This window comes from Massilia putida (assembly GCF_001941825.1).
GTDB classification, from domain to species: Bacteria; Pseudomonadota; Gammaproteobacteria; order Burkholderiales; family Burkholderiaceae_D; genus Telluria; species Telluria putida.
Window position 1 is genome coordinate 1,201,907 of sequence record NZ_CP019038.1, and the last position, 15,613, is coordinate 1,217,519.

16 protein-coding genes and 1 pseudogene are annotated in these 15,613 nt (G+C 64.5%); 4 read left to right on the top strand and 13 right to left on the bottom strand.

The window, feature by feature from the left end:
• Positions 1–597: 597 nt before the first annotated feature.
• Both BVG12_RS33425 and BVG12_RS07635 read left to right on the top strand, forming a co-directional pair.
• On the top strand, positions 598–2,868 hold the full coding sequence (locus tag BVG12_RS33425; RefSeq protein ID WP_156895573.1) for an AAA family ATPase: 2,271 nt from the start codon (positions 598–600) through the stop codon (positions 2,866–2,868).
• Position 2,869: 1 nt separating this feature from the next.
• Positions 2,870–3,985 carry an HNH endonuclease family protein gene (locus BVG12_RS07635; RefSeq protein WP_075791907.1) on the top strand — a complete coding sequence of 372 codons (1,116 nt, stop codon included), beginning with the start codon at positions 2,870–2,872 and terminating at the stop codon, positions 3,983–3,985.
• Positions 3,986–4,656: 671 nt separating this feature from the next.
• Here BVG12_RS07635 and guaA read toward each other — a convergent pair.
• Positions 4,657–6,267 (bottom strand): glutamine-hydrolyzing GMP synthase, encoded by a 1,611-nt coding sequence (gene guaA / locus BVG12_RS07645; protein ID WP_075791909.1) that lies wholly within the window; start codon positions 6,265–6,267, stop codon positions 4,657–4,659.
• A 60-nt stretch (positions 6,268–6,327) separates the two neighbouring features.
• The gene (guaB, locus tag BVG12_RS07650) at positions 6,328–7,788 is read right to left on the bottom strand and encodes an IMP dehydrogenase (RefSeq protein WP_075791910.1); all 1,461 of its coding nucleotides are present in this window, start codon (positions 7,786–7,788) and stop codon (positions 6,328–6,330) included.
• A 155-nt stretch (positions 7,789–7,943) separates the two neighbouring features.
• Between guaB and BVG12_RS07655 the strand changes: the two genes are divergently transcribed.
• Positions 7,944–8,435: a DUF4124 domain-containing protein gene (locus BVG12_RS07655; RefSeq protein WP_075791911.1), complete on the top strand. Its 492-nt coding sequence runs from the start codon at positions 7,944–7,946 to the stop codon at positions 8,433–8,435.
• Between the two features lie 173 nt (positions 8,436–8,608).
• On the opposite strand, the gene BVG12_RS07660 is transcribed toward BVG12_RS07655, so the two are convergent.
• On the bottom strand, positions 8,609–8,908 hold the full coding sequence (locus BVG12_RS07660; RefSeq protein ID WP_075791912.1) for an RnfH family protein: 300 nt from the start codon (positions 8,906–8,908) through the stop codon (positions 8,609–8,611).
• On the bottom strand, positions 8,901–9,332 hold the full coding sequence (locus tag BVG12_RS07665) for a type II toxin-antitoxin system RatA family toxin (RefSeq protein WP_075791913.1): 432 nt from the start codon (positions 9,330–9,332) through the stop codon (positions 8,901–8,903). Before BVG12_RS07665 ends, BVG12_RS07660 begins: the two co-directional genes overlap by 8 nt.
• A 110-nt stretch (positions 9,333–9,442) precedes the next feature.
• On the opposite strand from BVG12_RS07665, the gene smpB reads away from it, so the two are divergent.
• Positions 9,443–9,892 (top strand): SsrA-binding protein SmpB, encoded by a 450-nt coding sequence (gene smpB, locus BVG12_RS07670; RefSeq protein ID WP_036228601.1) that lies wholly within the window; start codon positions 9,443–9,445, stop codon positions 9,890–9,892.
• 159 nt (positions 9,893–10,051) lie between these two features.
• Here smpB and BVG12_RS35610 read toward each other — a convergent pair whose 3' ends face one another.
• From BVG12_RS35610 to BVG12_RS07710, 9 genes and pseudogenes are all read right to left on the bottom strand, one after another.
• Positions 10,052–10,513 carry an MFS transporter gene (locus tag BVG12_RS35610; protein ID WP_307189107.1) on the bottom strand — a complete coding sequence of 154 codons (462 nt, stop codon included), beginning with the start codon at positions 10,511–10,513 and terminating at the stop codon, positions 10,052–10,054.
• Positions 10,495–11,250 carry a Bcr/CflA family efflux MFS transporter gene (locus tag BVG12_RS35615; RefSeq protein ID WP_307189108.1) on the bottom strand — a complete coding sequence of 252 codons (756 nt, stop codon included), beginning with the start codon at positions 11,248–11,250 and terminating at the stop codon, positions 10,495–10,497. Before BVG12_RS35615 ends, BVG12_RS35610 begins: the two co-directional genes overlap by 19 nt.
• A gap of 175 nt (positions 11,251–11,425) precedes the next feature.
• The gene (gene lepB / locus BVG12_RS07680) at positions 11,426–12,112 is read right to left on the bottom strand and encodes a signal peptidase I (protein ID WP_075791914.1); all 687 of its coding nucleotides are present in this window, start codon (positions 12,110–12,112) and stop codon (positions 11,426–11,428) included.
• Positions 12,113–12,215: 103 nt separating this feature from the next.
• Complete coding sequence (locus BVG12_RS33890; RefSeq protein ID WP_156895574.1) at positions 12,216–12,407, bottom strand: hypothetical protein; 192 nt, start codon at positions 12,405–12,407, stop codon at positions 12,216–12,218.
• Positions 12,404–13,079: pseudogene (locus tag BVG12_RS34995) on the bottom strand (PepSY domain-containing protein). Before BVG12_RS34995 ends, BVG12_RS33890 begins: the two are co-directional and overlap by 4 nt.
• Positions 13,080–13,163: 84 nt before the next feature.
• On the bottom strand, positions 13,164–13,514 hold the full coding sequence (locus BVG12_RS07695; protein ID WP_075791916.1) for a hypothetical protein: 351 nt from the start codon (positions 13,512–13,514) through the stop codon (positions 13,164–13,166).
• Between the two features lie 108 nt (positions 13,515–13,622).
• Positions 13,623–14,546 (bottom strand): SPFH domain-containing protein, encoded by a 924-nt coding sequence (locus BVG12_RS07700; protein WP_075791917.1) that lies wholly within the window; start codon positions 14,544–14,546, stop codon positions 13,623–13,625.
• A 26-nt stretch (positions 14,547–14,572) separates the two neighbouring features.
• Positions 14,573–14,995 carry an NfeD family protein gene (locus BVG12_RS07705; protein ID WP_075791918.1) on the bottom strand — a complete coding sequence of 141 codons (423 nt, stop codon included), beginning with the start codon at positions 14,993–14,995 and terminating at the stop codon, positions 14,573–14,575.
• Positions 14,996–15,106: 111 nt separating this feature from the next.
• Positions 15,107–15,472, bottom strand: a complete 366-nt coding sequence (locus tag BVG12_RS07710) for a hypothetical protein (RefSeq protein WP_075791919.1) — start codon at positions 15,470–15,472, stop codon at positions 15,107–15,109.
• Between the last annotated feature and the right edge of the window lie 141 nt (positions 15,473–15,613).

A 15,613-nucleotide genomic window follows, 5' to 3' on the forward strand; every position in this document is an offset into this window, starting at 1 on the left:
TAAACCCTTGGGCTACGTTACCATCATCGATACCATGACGAACGCGCCAGAAGCTTAGATGCCTTGACAGGTCCGTACTGCCGATGGCTGCGCTCTTCCACCCGCTACACGGCAGCGATCTTGAATTCCTCTGTGAACTGTTTGCCACTCAGCTTCCAGCGAAGGGCTGGCCGTGGATCAAGCGGGCGAGCGCGGCCGACATGAACTGGTGAGTGCGGTCAGCGGTGGGCTTGGCCCACGTCACGTCCAACTGGAGTGCACCGTGACCTGCCACGCGATGGCCTGCGCGATTAATGGTCATCGGCGCATACACGACATAGTCCAGCCCTTGCGCTCACGCCGGTTCGACGCTTCGACCCGGGCCCAGCCAAACACCACGCGCAGTAATACAGCAGGCCTGACACAAGCAGTATCACCACAAAGCTGCTCTCATAGCCGCTGATGCCCTGCGTCGCTGGGGGGACGCTGTCGGTGCAGGCGGGGCGTCAGGTGGCGATCGCGCGGCTTGACATGCTGGCAACCTAGTGGAACCATGACGTTTCCATACCGCACTAGAGGCGTTTGCGGCCTCGGCCGTCCTTAACCAGCGAGACCATTTTGCAACGATTTGATCGCCGCCGAGTTCCCGTCCCCGACGTGTTCGGCAGCCCACGAGCCCAGCGCTACCGCAACGACCTGGCGCACTTTTTCCTGACCGATCCGGAAAAACGGGCCCAGACCCGCGCCCCGGCGCCTGGCAGTTGGCTGTATGCGCGTGAGGTGCACGCCTCCTTGAAGCAGCTGTTCAACGGCAAGTGCGCATACTGCGAACTACGCATCTCCACGGAGATGGACCATTTCCGCCCCACCGCCGAGGCGGCGCCCCGGGCCGATGCGGCGACGTCCCACCTGTACTACGCTTGGCTGGCAGGCGCCTGGGATAACCTATATCCCGCCTGCCCCAGCTGCAACCGCATGAAGAGCAATTTCTTTCCAGTGGACGGCAAGCGCATGGGGCTACCGTCTGCGGCTCGGCTCAAGGAGTACGTGGCGCGCCACGATGGCGCGTGGGGCCGTCTCGGCAAGGAGGACAACCTTCTGCTTGATCCATGCCGGGACAGAGACTTTCACGAACATCTAGGGGCGACACCGCATGGCGAACTGGTAGAACGCAGCAAATATGGTCTTCACACGATTAAGACCTTCGGCTTGAACCGCCCGGATCTCGTTAGCCGCCGGGCCGATAGCGTAACCAAGTATGCGACCGCACTGCGCAACACCTCGGGATCGGATTTGGCGCGTTTCGAACGGCGTTCGGAAGTACTCGACTTTCAACAGCTGGAATTCGGCGGGTTCTGGTACCTGCTCGTGCGCGACATGGCAGCCAAGCTCATGGACGAGGACGAGCGGGCGACCATGCTCACACCCGAAAACATCCGCGTGTTCCTCATGGATCGACCGAAACGGGACTACTTGCTGCTGTTCGCGCGCGAGCATGGCGCACGCGTGGTCCGGAAAACACCGACCAGCGCGACCCGGCCTGCACCGCCGGCCCCGGCTCCCCCGGTGAGCGTCCCGCGACGCATCCAGCGCGTCCAGATCAGGAATTTCAAAGCCCTCGACAGCATAGACCTGAATTTGCGGCCAGACCCTGCCGACGCACCCCGCGAACCCGCCCTGCTGATTCTGGGCGAGAACGCCGCTGGGAAGAGCTCGATTCTGGAAGCGGTAGCGCTGGCGTTGTGCGACACGGAGGAGCGCGGCGCGCTGAAGCTCGCCTCCCACGAGCTGATGCTGAACGAGGAATGCATGGGCGGTCCGGAGGACGTCCTGCGCCCAGCGATGGTGTCCGTCGAGTTCGACAGCGGCGACGCGATCACGTTCGAGGCGCAGCGCAAAGGTTTGTCTATCGACAGCTCCTCTCCCGGCATGCCCGTCTTCGCGTACGGCGCGTTTCGCCAGTACTGCGCCAACGAAGAACCATCGAGCGGGGCGAGGCGCATCGTCTCCCTGTTCGACCCGCGCGCCATCCAAGCCAATCCGGAGCGCTGGCTGCTCGGCCTCTCCAAAGACGACTTCTACCAAGTGGCGCGCGCGCTGCGCGAGATCTTTTCGATCCAGCAGGAGTTCGAACTTATCGAGCGCCAGCCGAAGAAGGGTCGCTGCGTGCTGGTCGGCGGTCCGACGAAGAATGCCGGCAGGACGCCCTTGTCGCAGGCCTCCTCGGGCTTTCGTTCAATCCTCGGCATGATCTGCGAAGTGATGCAGGGACTTTTGGAGAAGAAGGCCGAGGACGACAGGCCGAGCCTGGCAACGGCACGCGCCGTCGTGCTGATCGACGAGGTCGAGGCCCATCTACACCCGCGCTGGAAGATGCAGATCATGGCCGGATTGCGCCGGGCGCTGCCCAAGGTTACGTTCATCGCGACTACCCACGACCCGCTCTGCCTGCGCGGCATGGAACAAGGCGAGGCTGTCGTGGTGCGCCGCGTACGCCGTACCGACATGCGCCACCGCGTTCCCGAACACGTCGAGCTGCTGGAAGCCTTGCCGAACCTGACGCAGCTGAGTGTTGAACAGTTGCTGACCTCGGACTTCTTCGGCCTGTTCTCCACCGAAGACCCTGAACTGGAACGCACGCTGGACGAGTACGCCAACCTGCTGACGCAAGGACAGCACACCCGCCTGGCAGTCAAGGCCCGCAGGGTATTGGCACCACTCGAACTGGCGCTGGCCGGCCTGCCCATCGGCGGCACGGCGGCCGAACAGCTCATCGAGCAAACGATCCTGGAATACCTCGTCAACCGCCGCGGCGCCTCGCTGGCCAGGCTGGACGCGCTGACCAGGGCGGCCAAGCAATCCATCGTCAAGGCGCTGGAGGGCATCTGACATGCGCAAGGTCACCCGCAGCCTCCCCGCACCACGCTCGCTCGACAAAGCCAGCGTGCCGCGCACGAAAAAGGCCAAGGGCGGCGCTGCGCCGGCCGCCCCGGCGGTGCCGGCCACTCCTATGAATGAATTGGACCGGGCAAAAAAACACTTCCTGGCCCCACTCCCCGCCAGCGGCAAGCGGCCCGCGTTCGCGTTCAAAGCTTATAAGGCGGACGACGTCCGCACCCAGCTGTTCAAGGACTTCCACGACAAATGCGCGTACTGCGAAAGCCGCTACGCGCCCACCTCGCCCGTCGATATCGAGCACTTTCGACCCAAGGGCCGGGTCAAGAACACGAAGGGCGACGGCTACTGGTGGCTGGCCATGGCCTGGGACAACCTGCTGCCGGCCTGCATTGAATGCAATCGTCACCGCAGGCACCCGACCCCTACGCCGCCGACCAAGGCCGGCAAGACGGCCAAGCGGCTGGGACTGGACGAACGGAAAGGCGTGTTCACCTCGTCAAATGTGCTCACGACCGGCAAGCAGGACGCGTTTCCTATCACCGGCACGCGGCTCGCGGCGCTCACTTACAACTACCAGGCGGAAGGCCCACTGCTGCTCGATCCCTGCCGCGACGAACCGGACCGGCACCTGCACTTTCACATCGATCCCACTGCGCCGCTGGGCTTGGTGCTGCCGAAAGCCACACGGACGCGGACTACGCTCGCGCACCTGACGCCGGTCCCGGACAGCAAGACAGTGGCTGCGATCCGCAAGCACGCGGCCAGCGTCCAGGCGAGCGAGCGCGGCGCCGTCTCCATCCAGACCTATGGCTTGAACCGCCTGCAGTTGGTACGGGAGCGCACGCGCGTCTTGCGGCGCTTGGAATTCTACGAGCAGCTGCTGATCGAAACCGCAGGGATCATCCAGGATCTGCAGGCGCCCACCGCCAACCGTGACGCCCGCAAGCGCAGCGAGCGGGCCATCGCGGGCCTGCAGAAAATGCAGGCGATGATCGCCAGCCAGATCCGCGAACTGGCCCACGAGAACGCGCCTTACTCCGTCATGGTCAAGGCATGGGCGGAAGACTTCCGGCGCCGGGCGGCTCTCATGCCGGCAATGGGTCCGTAAGCCGCCCACGCTGCATTCCAGTCGCTCGACTCGACCGCCTGTCGCACCGACAGAAATCGGGGCTGTACGATCTCATGCAGCCGTTGCCGACTGCCCCGGGAAAAAGTACGAACATCTTCCTGCCTCTGCCACCTGGACGCAGCCAATGCGGGATCTCTGCGTACGTAAGCAAGAGCCAACAGGAGACTGGCGTCTATTTCGCGATAGGGTCGGACTACGAATATGCGGCCGAGATCATGGACGCGCTTGCATTGGAGAAGAATGATTTGGAAGCCGAGATCGGTATCACGCTTCAATGGGGAGCCGCGTGAACACTTTACTACATCGGGTTCTCACTTACATACACATCGCTCGACGAAGCGGCTGAAAGGGGGTGCGTGCTCGGTGCCTTGGTGGCGATAACGAATCGATTCGTGAACGCTTTTCGGCCGCGCATGGAAAAGCTGGGCCAGGGTGACTTCGCATGACCGCCCTATCACTTCGCTACCGCAATGGGATTCACAACGGTCTCCAACCACTAACCCCATACTCGGTCGGGACGGCACACAATTTTAATTACCGAGCTTGAGTGAGCTCAACAATGAAGTAGTTGCGTGAGTTATCCTGTAAAAAAGCCCGCCAACACAAGACGGGCTCTTAAAAGCTTCGAAATTTAGTTTCCCTTAGGAAACTCACTCCCACTCGATCGTCGCCGGCGGCTTACCCGAAATGTCATACACGACACGATTGATACCGCGCACCTCGTTGATGATGCGATTCGATACCTTCCCGAGCAACTCGTGCGGCAGATGCGCCCACTGCGCCGTCATGAAGTCCAGCGTCTGCACGGCGCGCAGCGCCACGACGTATTCGTAGGTGCGGCCGTCGCCCATCACGCCCACCGATTTCACCGGCAGGAACACCGCAAACGCCTGCGAAGTCGCTTCGTACCAGTTCACCGGCGCCTTGCCCGCGTCGATGCCCGGCACGCGCGGCGATTCGAACGGCGTCTTGCGCAGTTCTTCGATGAAGATCGCGTCCGCTTCGCGCAGCAGGTCGGCGAATTCGCGCTTCACTTCGCCGAGGATGCGCACGCCCAGGCCCGGGCCCGGGAACGGGTGGCGGTACACCATGTCGTGCGGCAAGCCCAGGGCGACGCCCAGCTTGCGCACTTCGTCCTTGAACAGTTCGCGCAACGGCTCCAGCAGCTTCAGGTTCAGCGTTTCCGGCAGGCCGCCCACGTTGTGGTGGCTCTTGATCGTCTGGCCCTTCTTGCCCTTGCCGGCCGATTCGATCACGTCCGGGTAGATCGTGCCCTGCGCCAGCCAGCGGGCGCTCGTCAGTTGCTTGGCCTGTTCCTGGAACACTTCGACGAATTCGCGGCCGATGATCTTGCGCTTCTGCTCCGGGTCGTTGACGCCGGCCAGGTGGCCCATGAACTGGTCGGACGCGTCGATGCGCAGCACCTTCACGCCGAGGTTCTTGGAGAACATGTCCATGACCATCTTGCCCTCGTCCTTGCGCAGCAGGCCGTGGTCGACGAAGACGCAGGTCAGCTGGTCGCCGATGGCGCGGTGGATCAGCGCTGCGGCCACGCTCGAGTCGACGCCGCCGGACAGGCCCAGGATCACTTCATCGCTGCCGACCTGGGCGCGGATCTTCTCGACCGCCTCGCCGATATAGTCCGGCATGTTCCAGTCGCTCTTGCAGCCGCAGATCTCGTGCACGAAGCGGCCGATGATGGCTTCGCCCTGCGTCGTGTGCGTCACTTCCGGGTGGAATTGCAGCGCGTAGAAACGGCGCTCTTCGTCGGCCATGGCGGCGATCGGGCAGGAATCCGTTGAGCCCATCAGCTTGAAGCCCTGCGGCATCTCGAGGACCTTATCGCCATGGCTCATCCAGACCTTGAGCATGCCATGGCCTTCGTCGGTGACGAAGTCGTTGATGCCGTTCAGCAGTTTCGTGTGGCCGCGGGCGCGCACTTCGGCGTAACCGAATTCGCGGACTTTGCCGTTCTCGACCTTGCCGCCCAGTTGCGCGGCCATCGTCTGCATGCCGTAGCAGATGCCCAGCACGGGCACGCCGAGCTCAAAGACGGCTTGCGGGGCGCGCGGCGAATCGCCTTCGAGCGTCGAGTTGTGGCTGCCGGACAGGATCACGCCGGAGGCGCCGTAGTTGCGCACGAAGTCGTCGCCGATGTCGTACGGGAAGACCTCGGAGAATACGCCGGCATCGCGCACGCGGCGGGCGATCAGTTGGGTAACCTGGGAACCGAAGTCGAGGATGAGGATTTTGGAGTGCATGTGGTTTTCTAATGACGAATACAAAAACGCGGCCGCTGGCGGCCGCGTTTCGAGGAACGATTATTCCGTACGGTAGTTCGGCGCTTCTTTCGTGATCTGCACGTCGTGCACGTGCGATTCACGCATGCCGGCCGACGTGATCTCGACGAACTCCGCCTTCTCGCGCAGTTCTTCGATCGTCGCGCAACCGCAGTAGCCCATCGACTGGCGCACGCCGCCGACCAGCTGGTAGATGATCGCCAGCACGCTGCCCTTGTAGGCGACGCGGCCTTCGATGCCTTCCGGGACGAACTTGTCGGCCTTGGCCGATGCCTCCTGGAAGTAGCGGTCGGCCGAGCCTTCGGCCATCGCGCCCAGCGAACCCATGCCGCGGTAACCCTTGTAGCTGCGGCCCTGGTACAGGATCACTTCGCCCGGCGCTTCTTCCGTGCCGGCGAACATGGAACCCATCATGACGGTGTGCGCACCGGCTGCCAGTGCCTTCGAGATGTCGCCCGAGTAGCGGATGCCGCCGTCGGCGATGCAGGGCACGCCCGTGCCGGCCAGCGCCTCGGCCACGTTCGAGATCGCGGTGATCTGCGGCACGCCCACGCCGGCCACGATACGCGTCGTGCAGATGGAACCCGGGCCGATGCCGACTTTCACGGCATCCGCGCCCGCTTCCACCAGCGCGCGCGCGGCGGCCGCCGTGGCGATGTTGCCGCCGATGACGTCCACCTGCGGGTACGTGTCCTTGATCCATTTCACGCGATCGAGGATGCCTTGCGAGTGGCCGTGCGCCGTGTCGACCACCAGCACGTCGACGCCGGCTTTCACCAGCAGGTCCACGCGTTCCTTGTCCTTCTCGCCCACGCCGACGGCCGCGCCGACGATCAGCTTACCCTGGGCATCCTTCGATGCGTTCGGGTGTTCGTGCGATTTCAGGATGTCCTTGACGGTGATGAGGCCGCGCAGTTCGAACTCGTCGTTGACGACCAGCACGCGCTCCAGGCGGTGCTTGTTCATCAGGCGCTTGGCTTCTTCGGTGCCGGCGTCTTCCTTGACGTACACGAGCTTGTCGCGCGGGGTCATCTTGGCGCGCGCCTCGGCGTCCAGGTCCTCTTCGAAACGCAGGTCACGGTTGGTGATGATGCCGACCACCTGCTTGCCCTCCACCACCGGGAACCCGCTGATACCATGCTGCTGAGCCAGGGCCAGGACTTCGCGGATCTTCATCGTCGGCGGAATCGTGATCGGGTCGCGCAGCACGCCGGCTTCGAAACGCTTCACGCGCGCGACTTCGCGTGCCTGGTCGCTTGGCCTGAGATTCTTGTGGATGATGCCGATACCACCCTCTTGCGCCATCGCGATCGCGAGGCGGGCTTCGGTCACGGTGTCCATGGCGGCGGACAGCAGCGGAATGTTCAGCGAGATATTCCGGGTCAGCTTGGTACGCAGGGACGTGTTGGCCGGGAGGACGTTGGAGTAGGCCGGAACGAGCAGCACGTCATCGAACGTGAGTGCTTTCTGGAGGAGACGCATAGTTTATTTCCTATAGGCGCAAAAGCGAATTATACAGAAACTCCAGGAAAACGTCGCCAGCCTGGCTAAAAACGACTGGGAATCGTCGATGCCGTCGATTGACAGTGGGCTCCAGTCATGGCGAAATCAGGGACGTGACGCAAGGAAATCAACCAATGAATCTGAACCGCTTCCTCCCGCTGTTGCTGGCCGCGCTCGCCGCCCATGCGCCCGCGCACGCCCAGTACTCGTGGATCGACGACCACGGCACGCGCGTCTTCTCCGACCGCCCGCCGCCGCCCGGCACGCCGCCGTCGCGCATCCTGAAAGCACCGCGTACTTCGGCCGCCGCCGCGCCGTACGCCCCGGACACGCCCGCAGCGCCGGAGCCTGCGAAGCCTGCCCCGCCCTCGCTGGCCGAACGCGACGCTGAGTTCCGCAAGCGCGCGGCCCAGCGCGATGCGGACGAGCGCCAGGCGGCCGAGGAGGCGCGGCGCAAGGCCGACATGGCCGGGCAATGCGCGGCGGCGCGCCGCACCGAAGCGTATTTGAACTCGGGCAGGCGCTTGACGGACCTGGACGACCGGGGCGAACGCGTCGTCGTGACGGACGAGGAAAAGGCACGCCGGCTGGAGCAGGCCCGACGCGTGCTGGCGGATTGCCGCTGACGAAAAACGGTCATTCCCGCGCAAGCGGGAATAGTGCCCCCGGCACTATTCCCTCCGTGCGGAGCAACAGAATTCCGTATCTTGGAAACACGGCAGCGCATGCAGCAAACTGGCTGCGGACATTCAGGACGGGTTCCCGCCTCCGCAGGAACGACGTTGGACAATTTTCTCGATCAGGCCCCTGCCTGCTTCTTGGCCGCACGCTTGCGCCGCGAATCCTTGGGATCGGCCACGAGCGGGCGATAGATCTCGACGCGGTCACGCTCGCGCAGCACGGTCTCCAGCGTCTTCTTCTTGCCGTAGATACCGACCGGCTGCGTCACCAGATTGATGTCCGGGAAGCTGGCCAGCACGCCGCTCTGCTCGATGGCCTGGCCGACGGTCGTGCCGGGTGCCACGCGCAGCGGACGGATGAATTCCTGCTGCGGCAACGCGTACGTCACATAGACTTGCAGTTCCGCCTGCTCAACCATAGATGACCTCGGCGCGCTTGCAGAACGAATCGACCATCGTGTTGGCGATCATGCCGAACACGGGGCCGACGAGCTGCTCGAGGATAATGCTCGAGAACTCGTACTGCATGTCGAAGTCGATCTTGCAGGCGTCGGCACGCAGCGACTTGAAGCTCCACGTGGCTTCCAGCATCTTGAAGGGACCATCGACGAGGTGCATCTTCATCTGCGTCGGACGCTGGTTGTGGTTGGACGTGGTGAAGCTCTGCTTCACACCGTGGAAGTTGATTTGGAGGCAGGCCACCAGCTTCTCGTCGCTGCGCTCGAGCACTTTCACGCCGCTGCACCAGGGAAGGAATTTCGGATAGTCCTCGACTTTAGCGACCAGATCGAACATTTGTTCCGAGCTGTACCCGAGGAAAACTGATTTGTGCACTACTGCCATTGGTCAACCGTTTGTTATGATGTTGGTTACGTTGCATTTTGCGCCTGTATGACATTTCGTCGAAAGCGCGACAACGGTAGTTTAACCGACGCGCGGAAATTAGCGATTTCATGAGTATTATTGACAATAAAAAAGCCTTTTTCGACTACTTCATCGAGGACCGCTACGAGGCCGGCCTCGTACTGGAAGGGTGGGAAGTGAAGGCGATCCGCGACGGCCGCGTGCAGATCAAGGAAGCGTACGTCGTCGTGCGCAACGGCGAGCTGTATCTGTTCGGCGCCCACATCAGCGCGCTCACCACGGCCTCCGCATGGAGCCATCCGGAAGCGCTGCGCACCCGCAAGCTGTTGCTGCACAAGGCGGAAATCGACAAGCTGGTCGGCAAGGTGGAGCGTTCCGGCTACACGCTGGTCCCCCTCAACCTGCACTTCAAGGGCGGCCGCGTGAAATGCGAAGTCGGCCTCGCGAAGGGCAAGAAGCAGCACGACAAGCGCGACACCGAGAAAGACCGCGACGCCAAGCGCGAGGTCGAGAAGGCGATGAAGCAGCATCGCCGCTAGAGGGGTCAGAGCCCGGTGTTGCTGGTTGGGCTCTGACCCCGGTGCTTAGACGCTGCGCTGACCTTGGTGCTTGGACGCGCCGCGGGCCGGAACCGGGGTCAGAGCCCCTAAAAGAAAAACCGGGCTTTGACCCCTACCATCGCTGCCCCTGCCATCGCACTAAAAGAAAAGCCGGGCTCTGATCCCTACCACCGCATTGCCCAGCTGGCATGCGCCGAAGCTGGCGACGAGCCCTACCGTCACGCCGCACGCGAGCTTGAACGCGCTGCCGAACAACAGCGGCGCGACGAGGCCGGAGACGAGCGCGAACGACATCATCTGGATGAACGCGAGCATCGACGACGCGAGGCCGCGGTTGTCCGGGAACAGGCCGAGCGCGCTCACCTGAATCGCGGGCATCGCGACGGCGAGACCGAACGTGTAGACCATCAGCGGCAGCACGGCCCACGGCACGGTGACGGCATCGCCGGCGAATGCCGTATAGCCCACGTTCAGCACGCAGCCGAGCAGCATCGTGGCAAAGCCGATGGCGCGCATGCGCGGCGCCGGAATGCGCGCCGCGCGCTTGCCGCCCCACGCGGAGCCGATCACCATGCCGCTGATCAGGGGATGAACATCCACGCGAACGCCGTCTCGGGCAGATGCAGGATCTCCATCACGAAGTTGGCGGCCGATCCGATGTACAGCGACAGGCCGCCGAACGCGAGGCCCACGGACAGCGACAGCAGCACGAATTGCGGATGCCCCAGCACCTTCAGGTAGTTGCGCGCGATGGCCACGCCGTGGAACGCATGGCGCTTTTCAGCCGGCAGGCTTTCCGGCAGCAGCTTCCAGGTTGCGAGCAGCATCACGGTGCCGAACAGCGCGAGGAAGACGAACGTCGCGCGCCAGCCGAACGTCACGTGCAGCCAGCCGCCCAGCACGGGCGCGATGGCCGGCGCGAGGCCGAACACCATCATGATGTGCGACATGATGCGCTGAGCGTCGGCGCCCGTGAAGCGGTCCTGTACGATGGCCTGGCCGATCACGGAACCGGCGCCGGCCGACATGCCCTGCAACGCGCGGCACAGCAACAGAGCGCCGAACGTGGGCGCCAGCGCGGCGCCGGCGGATGCGAGGGTATAGATCGTCAGCGCGACCATGATCACGGGCCGGCGGCCGAACGAGTCGGACAGCGTCCCGTAGAACAGCATCATGAACGCGAACATGAACAGGAACACCGACAGCGTCTGCTGCACGGCGACGGGCCCCACGTCGAATGCGCGGCCGATGGCGGGGATGGACGGCAAATAGGTGTCGATCGCGAGGGCGCCCACCATGCCGAGGCAGGCCAGGATGACGGTCAGGAGTCTTTGCATATGCATGCCTTGGTTTACACATCGGCACTGCACCATGCGAGCGTCCGAAGGACGAAATTGTAGCCGGAATTGCACGAGCCGTGCCGGCGCGCCGCCGCGCAGAAAGGCGGCGACGCGCAAATACCGAGGGCACGCAGGCGCAGCCAGTGCCGCCTGCGCGCACGCGATCGGAAGATCAATCCGGGCGGTACAGCGACATGCCGAAACGCTCCGTGCGCGGCATCCAGTTGCCCTGGTAGTCGGCGGAGACGAGCACGCGCTCGGCGCGGCCCACGAGCAGCTTGCGCGGCACGAGGCCGATCACGCGCGAGTCGGCGCTGTTGTCGCGGTTATCGCCCAGCATCAGGTATTCGCCCTGCGGCACGGTGACCGGGCCGAAGGTGCGCGGCGCCAGCACGTCCGGCATGATCTGGATGTGGTGGCGCGGCTCGCCGGCCTTGCCGTCCCACGATTCGGCCAGCTGCAACGCGCGCATCGCCGTGCCGCCGACGGAATCGAGCGATTGTTCGACGACACGGTAATCGGCGCCGTGGCCGTTGATGAACAGACGTTCGTCGCGCATCTCGACGACGTCGCCCGGCACCGCGACGACACGCTTGATCAGCAGCGTGCGGTCGCGCGGCGAGCGGAACGTGACGATGTCGCCGCGCTGCGGTTCGCCCAGGTGCGCCAGCACGACATCCGTGAGCGGCACTTTCAGATCGAAGGCGAGGCGGTTCACGAGAACGACGTCGCCCTCGAGCAGATTCGGATGCATCGACGCCGACGGAATCGGATTCCAGTCCGCCACCGCCGAGCGGAACACGCCGAACAGGACGAGAAACGCCAGAAATCCCTTGTTGTTGCGCACCCAGTTCTTCATTCAGGCCCCCGTTCGTGGTTATTGTGCGGATGTTATACGCGGCTTGGCCGGGCACAGGCTTAACAGAGAATTAAAAGGCGCGTATGCATGCCGGCCGCCCGGCTCAATGCGGCGGCCGCGCGGGCCTGAGCGCATGCCACGCGCCCACCAGCACCGGCAGCGCCAGCGCAGTAACGGCGACGAGGTCCCACACGACATCCGCCAGCAGACCCACGACGAGGCCGGCGAGCGTCAGCACGCCCAGCACGACCGGCATCACCCACGCGTGACGGAACGCACTCGTTGGCGGCGTCACCGCGCCTCCCCTTCACGCCCGAGCGCGGGCGCATCGTGCGCGGGCGAGGTGCGCGCGACCGCCCGGCCGCGCCGCAGCCACGGATACAGGCCGCTGCCCAGCACGACAATCGTCGCCGCGTCGAGCAGCGTCCACGCCACCTTGATGCCGGCGCCGCCGTAATCGCCGAAGTGCAGCGGCTGCGACAGCAGCGGCGCCGTCAGATACCACGGCAGGCCGCGGCGGTCCGTGAGGGCGGCCGTCTGCGCGTCGACCAGCACCGGTCGATAGAGCCGCGACGTCAGCGCCGCGCCGCCGTGCAGGTAGATGCCGTGGTGATGCGGGCTCGCGAACGGCGTGCCGGTAAACGCGACGAAGCCGGCGCGCATGCCCGGCACGGCGCCTTCCGCGTGGCGCACCGTCGTCCCGACCGATGCAAGCGTGACAGGTGCCGGCTGGCCCGCATACGGCTTCGTCATCGCCGCGATTTTCCGTGGCCTGCCACACCTTCAGCAGCACGTCGGCCAACGTGTCGACGACGCCCGTCGCGCCGACGACGAGCGCCCACACGAGCGTCACGATGCCCAGCAGGTCGTGCAGGTCGAGCCATGTCAGGCGCGCCGTGCGGCCATGGCGGACCGTCCCGGAATCCAGCTTGCGAATGAACGGCGCGTACAGTGCGACGCCGGACACGGTGGCCTGCGGGCTACGGCTATCTCGTGCTCGGTGCGCCGCGCACGGTGACCGTGTCGGCAACCGTCGGCTTTTAATGGCGGATCAAGTTAATCCGATGTGGATGGCCATGCCCACCCACACGGCGAACGCCGCGGACGCGAGATAGGCGGCGTACGTCATCAACGCGCGTCCGCGCTCCCCGTCGCGACGGCTGCGTACGAGGTAGTAGGGAATCGTCGCCACCGCGCACGCCACGACGGCCACGCTGAGCCAGCGCGACCTTTGAAAACCGCGTGCATCGCTGTCGCCGCGGTACCACAAGAAGCACAGGCAGCTGACGACCGCGCCCACCACCGCATGCAGCTGCGCGGCGGCCTCGGCGTGACCGGCGTCCACCACGCCCGTACCGGCCATCAGAATCATGATCCACAACACGACACGCTGGTGACTCATCGCGGCTCCCGTGCGCCGCCGGCGGAAGGCCCCGCCCCTGTCAGCGCAGTCTGACGTCGACGAACAGCTTACGGAACCCGCTGGATTTGCCGTTGACCGTCATCACAATCACGGCTTTTGCGACTTGACGATCGTGAGGGCCGACGCGATCAAGCCGCTCATGTCCCCCATGTCGGCCGGGACGATGATCGAATTGTTGGTCTTGGCCAGCTTGCCGAACGCGTCGACGTAGTGCTCGGCCACGCGCAGGTTGACGGCATCGATGCCGCCCGGCGACCGGATCGCGTCGCCCACCTGGCGCAGCGCGCTGGCGCTGGCATCGGCCAGCGCGATGATCGCGGCGGCCTCGCCCTGCGCGCGGTTGATGGCGGCCTGCTTCTCGCCTTCCGAGCGGGCGATGGCCGCTTCGCGCTCGCCGCTGGCGAGGTTGATGGCTTCCTGGCGCCGGCCTTCCGACGCGGCGATCAGCGCGCGCTTCTCGCGCTCCGCCGTGATCTGGCGCTGCATCGAATGCAGGATCTCGGCCGGTGGCGTGAGGTCCTTGATCTCGTAGCGCAGCACCTTGACGCCCCAGTTGGCCGCCGATTCGTCGATCGCGTTGACGACCGTCGTGTTGATGTGGTCGCGCTCCTCGAAGGTCTTGTCCAGTTCCATGCGGCCGATCACGGAACGCAGCGTGGTCTGCGCCAGCTGCGTGATGGCGGCGATGTAATTCGACGAGCCGTACGACGCGCGCATGGGGTCCGTCACCTGGAAGTACAGGATGCCGTCCACCTGCAGCTGCGTGTTGTCCTTCGTGATGCAGACCTGCGGCGGCACGTCGAGCGGGATCTCCTTCAGGCTGTGCTTATACGCGATGCGGTCGATGAACGGCACGACGATGTTCAGGCCCGGCGCCAGGGTGGCGTGGTATTTCCCGAGCCGCTCGACCACCCACGCATGCTGCTGCGGCACGACGTTGATGGTCTTGAAGACGAACACCAGGGCGACGATGAAGATCACCAACGCGAAGGTTCCGAACGTGAATTCCATGGGTTTCCTTTCGATGGACGGACAGATCAGAGGTTCGCCACCACGAGGCGGCTGCCCTGCACTTCGACGATACGAAACTCGCCCGCATGGGGCGGGGTGCCCTGCGTGAGCTCGACGTCCCACAGCGCGCCGCGGTACATCACGCGCGCGCGGCCGTTGTCCCAGGCCGGCACGGTCACGCGCTGGCCGATGTCGAGGTTGACGTTGCGGTCGCGCCGCGCATCGGTCTTCGCGGGGTGGCCGAAACGCGAACGGTGCAGCAGGCCGGTCGCGAGCACACCCACGACGGCGGCCGCAATCGCCTGCAGGGGCGTCGATGCGCCGGCCAGCGCGACGATGCCGCCGATCGCGAGGCCGATGGCGATCATCAACAGGTAAAAGGTCCCGGTGAACAGCTCCAGGATCACGAGCACGCCGGCCGTTACGAGCCAGCCCATCCAGTCAGCCATGGTGTCCTCCATGTCGGATCGAACCGATAACAAACCCCCGCCGCCCACTCCGGGTGACGAGGGTTGCAGTGCGTGGGCGGCGCTGCCAGTCTACTGCGTCCGCACGCGGCGTCAACGGCTGGACGCCGGGTTGGCCCCGGACGACGCGGCCGGCGCGGCGCACGCGCGGGTGCAGTGCAGGTACGTGTCGTCGCACTGGCTCGCATGGCGCATCCGGCGCGATTGCGTCCCGGCATTCTCGAGCGCCCGCGACGATACCGCGGGCACCTGCATTTGTGCGCCGCGCGCCAACGGATTTTTTTCCGGCATCTCGAGCAGCGGCGCACCGTCTTCCGCGGCCGATTCCCTTCCGTGCGCGCGGCATTCGCGCTTGTCGGCGTCGCACATCGATTTGCACAAGCCGGGCTCGGCGGCGTGGCCGGCGCCCGCCCCCAGCGTGGCGGCCAGGACCGCAAGCCAAGTTAAAAGTTTCTTCATTTCTACACCGTCGACACGAAAATTTGCCAAAGTGTAACGCTTTTCCGTGACGAGTCAACTTAGGTGTTGCTTAAGATTCAACAAATGGTTAATGTGTTACACTCGGACTTTACAATATGTTAATGTTGCTGTGCCTTAGCC